The sequence below is a fragment of the uncultured Anaerococcus sp. genome (genome assembly GCF_963510915.1).
Classification (GTDB): Bacteria; Bacillota; Clostridia; order Tissierellales; family Peptoniphilaceae; genus Anaerococcus.
This window is the reverse complement of record NZ_CAUPHG010000104.1, coordinates 1-5,276: the sequence shown is the minus strand read 5'-3', so window position 1 is coordinate 5,276 and position 5,276 is coordinate 1. Positions and strand designations below refer to the sequence as shown.

General features: G+C 38.0%; 4 protein-coding genes and 1 pseudogene. All 5 read left to right on the top strand.

From position 1 onward, the window contains the following. Positions 1–541 (top strand): phosphoribosylglycinamide formyltransferase (gene purN / locus RQ893_RS07930; protein ID WP_311482486.1); only part of this gene is annotated, 541 nt, incomplete at its 5' end. Beyond that, positions 538–2,055, top strand: coding sequence for a bifunctional phosphoribosylaminoimidazolecarboxamide formyltransferase/IMP cyclohydrolase (gene purH / locus RQ893_RS07925; protein WP_311482485.1), 1,518 nt, complete (start codon positions 538–540; stop codon positions 2,053–2,055). The genes purN and purH, both read left to right, overlap by 4 nt. 1 nt (position 2,056) lies before the next feature. Then, positions 2,057–3,295 (top strand): phosphoribosylamine--glycine ligase, encoded by a 1,239-nt coding sequence (gene purD, locus RQ893_RS07920; RefSeq protein ID WP_311482484.1) that lies wholly within the window; start codon positions 2,057–2,059, stop codon positions 3,293–3,295. A 6-nt stretch (positions 3,296–3,301) separates the two neighbouring features. Next, positions 3,302–4,945, top strand: a pseudogene (locus RQ893_RS07915) (formate--tetrahydrofolate ligase). A gap of 21 nt (positions 4,946–4,966) precedes the next feature. Beyond that, positions 4,967–5,158 (top strand): hypothetical protein, encoded by a 192-nt coding sequence (locus tag RQ893_RS07910; protein ID WP_308653482.1) that lies wholly within the window; start codon positions 4,967–4,969, stop codon positions 5,156–5,158. Positions 5,159–5,276 lie beyond the last annotated feature (118 nt).

Genomic DNA, 5,276 nt, shown 5'->3' with positions numbered 1-5,276 from the left:
CTCTGGAACAGGCACAAACTTCGAAGCCTTGGCAAGTTCAGATGAAATAAAAAGCCTTGCAGATATTGAAATAATGGTTTGTGACAAACCTGGTGCTAAGGTGATAAAAAAAGCGGAAGATAAAAATATCAACACCTTTGTCTATAATCCAAAAGATTATGAAAATAAGGCCGCTTATGAAAAAGAAATCCTAGAAAAGGTAAAAGACTTAGATTATATTTTCCTAGCAGGCTACATGAGGATTTTATCAAAAGATTTTCTAGAAAAATTTAAGGGCAAGGTGGTTAATATCCATCCTTCCCTCCTTCCAAAATATAAGGGAATTGAGTCAATTAAAAGAGCATATGAAGCGGGAGAGGAATATATCGGAGTTACAATCCATTATGTAAACGAAGAAATCGACGGCGGAGAAATCCTCGCCCAAGATAAGTTTAAGGTTGATTACACAAAGAGTCTAGATGAGATAGAAAAAGAGGTTCATGAAGTAGAGCACAGGCTTTACATAAAGACAGGAGCAGAAATCCTAAAGGGGGAAAAATGAAAAGAGCTTTAATAAGTGTTAGCGATAAGGCCGGTGTGGCAGATTTTGCCAAGGGTCTTGTGGCAAATGGTTTTGAAATAATTTCCACTGGTGGGACTTTAAACCACCTAAGAGAAGCAGGAGTAGATTGCATTTCTATAGAAGACTACACAGGTTTTCCAGAAATTCTAGAAGGTAGGGTCAAGACCCTCCACCCAAAAGTCCACGGCGGTCTACTTTCAAAAAGGGATAATGATGGCCATATCGCAGAGCTTAAAGACAATGATATCCACTATATAGACCTAATTTGCGTTAATCTTTATCCTTTCGCAGAAACCCTTGCCAAAGAAGGAGTAAGCCATGAAGAAATCATTGAAAATATCGATATCGGTGGTCCTTCTATGCTAAGATCAGCTGCAAAAAATTATAAATTTGTAACAGTAGTTACAGATAAAAATGACTATGACACAATCATCAAGGAATTAGAAGAAAATAATGAGACAAGCCTTGAAACAAGACAAAGGCTTGCAGGAAAAGTTTTTAATAAAACTGCTCAATACGATTCTTTAATAGCTTCTTATTTTAATAAAATAAACGGAAGTGAAGAAAGTTTGAATTTAACCTTTAGACTAGAAGATGAACTAAGGTATGGGGAAAATCCTCATCAAAAGGCAGCTTTCTATGTTTCAGATGAGGAAGTTTCTTATGCTCTTCAAGATTGCGTCCAATTACACGGCAAGAAAATGTCTTATAACAATATCCAAGACGCATCAGCTGCTCTTGATATCTTGCAAGAATTCGACGAAACAGTTTGTGTTGGCCTAAAACACATGAATCCATGTGGGGTTGCTACAGGTAAGACTGTTTTTGAAGCATGGGAGCGTGCTTTTGAAGCTGATCCTGTTTCAATCTTCGGCGGCATTGTTGCAATTAATGGCATAATTGATAAGCAAACTGCAGAAAAAATGCACGAGATTTTCCTAGAAATTATTCTTGCCTATGACTATGAAGACGAAGCCCTAGAAATCCTAGAAAAGAAGAAAAACGTCAGAATTTATAAGATTCCTAAGAAAACCAACAAAAATCCTAAACTAATAAAATCAGTTAGGGGAGGAATCCTAGTCCAAGACTACGATGACAAGGTTTATGAAAAACTAGAAACAGTTACAGAGACAAAGGTAAGCGAAGAAGACCTAAAAGACCTAGAATTTGCCTACAAGATTGTAAAACATGTCAAATCAAATGCAATCTTACTTGCCAAGGACGGCCAAACTGTAGGTGTGGGTGCTGGTCAAATGAATAGGGTTGGTGCAGCTGAGATTGCCTTTAAACAAGCAGGAGATAAGGCCAACGGAGCAGTTCTTGCATCTGATGCCTTCTTCCCATTTAGGGATAGTGTTGATGAGGCAGCGGGACACGACATAAAAGCCATCATCCAACCAGGCGGATCAATTCGTGACGAAGAATCAATCGAAGCTTGTAATGAAAATGGCATAGCCATGGTATTTACCGGCATGCGCCACTTTAAACATTAATATGGCAAGGGTATTAGTAGTAGGAAATGGCGGCAGGGAGCATGCCATTTCTGATAAATTATATAGGGAAGGCCACGAAATTTATATGCTGGGAGAAAATCCTGGCGTGGCCCAGTTTGGCACTTGTATCACTTGCGAAGTCGGAGAACTTCCAAGTTTTTGCAAGGAAAATAAAATTGACCTTGTCTTTGTAGGGCCAGAAGCCTTTTTGGTTGATGGAATCGTAGACCTTTTGGAAAAAGAAAAAATCAGAGTCTTTGGCCCAAATAAGGCTGCTGCTATCCTTGAAGGTTCAAAGGCCTTTGCCAAAGATTTGATGAAAAAATACGCCATACCAACAGCATCCTATGAAACTTTTACAGATTATAAAAAAGCTCTAGCTTATGTAGAGAAATCTCAATTTCCTTTGGTAATTAAGGCTGACGGGATCGCTGCAGGTAAGGGAGTAATTATTGCCCAAAATCTCGAAGAAGGTAAGGAAGCCTTAAAAGAGATTATGGTTGACCAGAAATTTGCACAAGCTGGTGCATCTGTTGTTATAGAAGAATTTCTTGAGGGAGAAGAATTTTCCCTCCTAGCCTTTGTGTCAGGCGAGATTGTTATGCCAATGAAAGTCGTTCAAGATCACAAGAGGGCATTTGACAATGACGAGGGTCTAAATACTGGTGGTATGGGCGTTTATATGCCAATTAAACACATTACTGAATCTGACATTGAGGAAGCCTTAGAAAAGGTTGTAAGACCAACAGCCAAGGCTATGATTAAAGAAGGCCGACCTTTTAAGGGAATTTTATTTGCAGGCCTTATTAAAACCAAAGACGGAATAAAAACTATAGAATACAACGTCCGTTTTGGTGACCCTGAGACAGAAATTATCCTCTTGTCTATGGAGACAAGTCTTTACGACTTGGCAGAAGCAGTCCTTGATGGAAGGAAAATTGAAATTAAGTGGAAGGATAGGGCCTATATCGGTGTTGTCCTTGCTTCAAAGGGTTATCCAGAATCCTACGAAAAAGGTTTTGAAATTACAGGCCTTGATGGTCTTGATTCAAAAGTTTTCCATATGGGTACAAAGGAAAGTGATGGAAAGATTCTTACAAATGGCGGTAGGGTTTTAATCGTGTGTCAAGAAGGTGAGAGCCTTGCGGAAGCGAGAGAAGCCGCCTATAAGGATGTTGAAAAAATCAAGTGTGACAATCTTTTTTACAGAAAAGACATCGGACATTTATCATTAAAGTGAGGGAAAATGAAGACTGATTACGAAATATCTTTACAAGCAAAAAAAGAAAAAATAGAAGACGTTGCGGCAAAGATTGGCATTTCAGCCGATAAATTAATAAAATATGGGGACTACAAGGCAAAGATAAAAAGAGAAAATTTTGACAACTTATCAGAAAACTTAGTCCTAGTCACATCTATAAACCCAACCTCATCTGGGGAAGGAAAGTCAACTGTGACAGTAGGCCTATCTGACGGCCTAAATAAAATTGGAAAAAAATCTACAGTTGCCCTTAGAGAACCATCTTTTGGCCCAGTTTTAGGTAGAAAAGGCGGGGCAACAGGTGGTGGCTATGCTCAGGTTATCCCTATGGAAGAGATAAACCTACATTTTAATGGGGATTTTCACGCCATCACATCTGCCCACAACGCTATTATGGCCTTGATTAATAACCACATCTTCCAAGGTAACGAGCTTGACTTCAAGAAAGTTTTGTTTAACTATGTCATGGACATGAATGAAAGGGCCCTTAGAAGGATAAAAATCAACGCCAATGGAAAGGACGAAAGGGATTCTTCCTTTGATATCACAGTTGCAAGTGAAATCATGGCTATTTTATGTCTTGCAGAAGACCTAGAAGACCTAAGATCAAGAATTGGTGATATAATGGTAGGTTATAACCAAGATGATAAACCGATTTTTGTAAAAAATTTGAAAATTGAAGGGGTAATCGTGGCAATCCTTAAAGATGCCTTAAATCCAAACCTAGTTCAAACTTTGGAAAACAACCCAGCAATCATCCACGGCGGCCCATTTGCCAATATTGCCCACGGCTGTAATTCAGTTATTGCAACAAAGACAGCCCTTAAATACTCTGACTATGTAATCACAGAAGCAGGTTTTGGGGCAGATTTAGGTGCGGAGAAATTTTTAGATATCAAATGTAGGGTTTCCGGCCTACGTCCAAAGGCAGCTGTTGTAGTTGCAACAATCAAGGCCCTTAAACTTCACGGTGGAGTAGAAGAAGCAAACTTAACAGAAGAAAATCTTGATGCCCTAAAAGAAGGGGTTAAAAACCTTGAAAAACACGTGGAAAATATGAGAAAATACAATCTTCCTGTAATAGTTGCCCTAAATCAATTTGTGACAGATACGGAAGCTGAAATTAAATTCATGGAAGAATGGGCAAAAGACTTTGGCGTTGAATTCTCCCTAACCCAAGTATGGGCAAAAGGCGGTGACGGTGCTATTGACCTAGCTCAAAAACTTGTTAAAATAGTTGAATCTAATAAAGAGGAAGTCAAACTTCTTTATGAGGATGACCTATCAACAGAAGAGAAAATCAACACAATCGCCAAGGAAATCTACGGTGCAGCCAAGGTTAATTTCACAGACGAGGCAAGGGCGGTCCTTGATAAAATCGACGAACTTGGTTACAAGAATTTCCCAGTTTGTATTTCAAAAACTGCAGCATCTCTAACAGATTATTGAAAAATCAAGGGCAGACCAGAAGGATTTGAAATCACAGTTTCTGACATCAAAATTAAGACAGGATCAAGGTTTATAGTTGCCTATCTAAATAAGGTTCTAACTATGCCAGGCCTACCAAAACATCCAAATGCCCTAGCCATTGATGTTGACGAAAATGATAATATTATAAATTTATTCTAGAAAATACAAAAAGGATTGAAGTTGAAAGATAAAATCATTAAAATTAAGGAAAATTTAACCTATTATATAAAATCTTTGTCCTTTACGAGTTCATATATAGACGAGCAAAAAATGTATAGGAGCACAGATTGGGAAAAAGAAGTTAAAATCTTGCCCTTGGGTGCCAAGGTTTTAATGGTCTTTTTAATCATCTTCTTATTAATGATTTTATAAAAATTTACAAGCGGCTCCGGCCGCTTTTTTTGAATTATTTAGGAAATCCTTTTTTTAAAAAAATTTGGGTATTATATAAGTAACAAGATAAAGGAGGATGAGATGAAAAAGTTTTTAT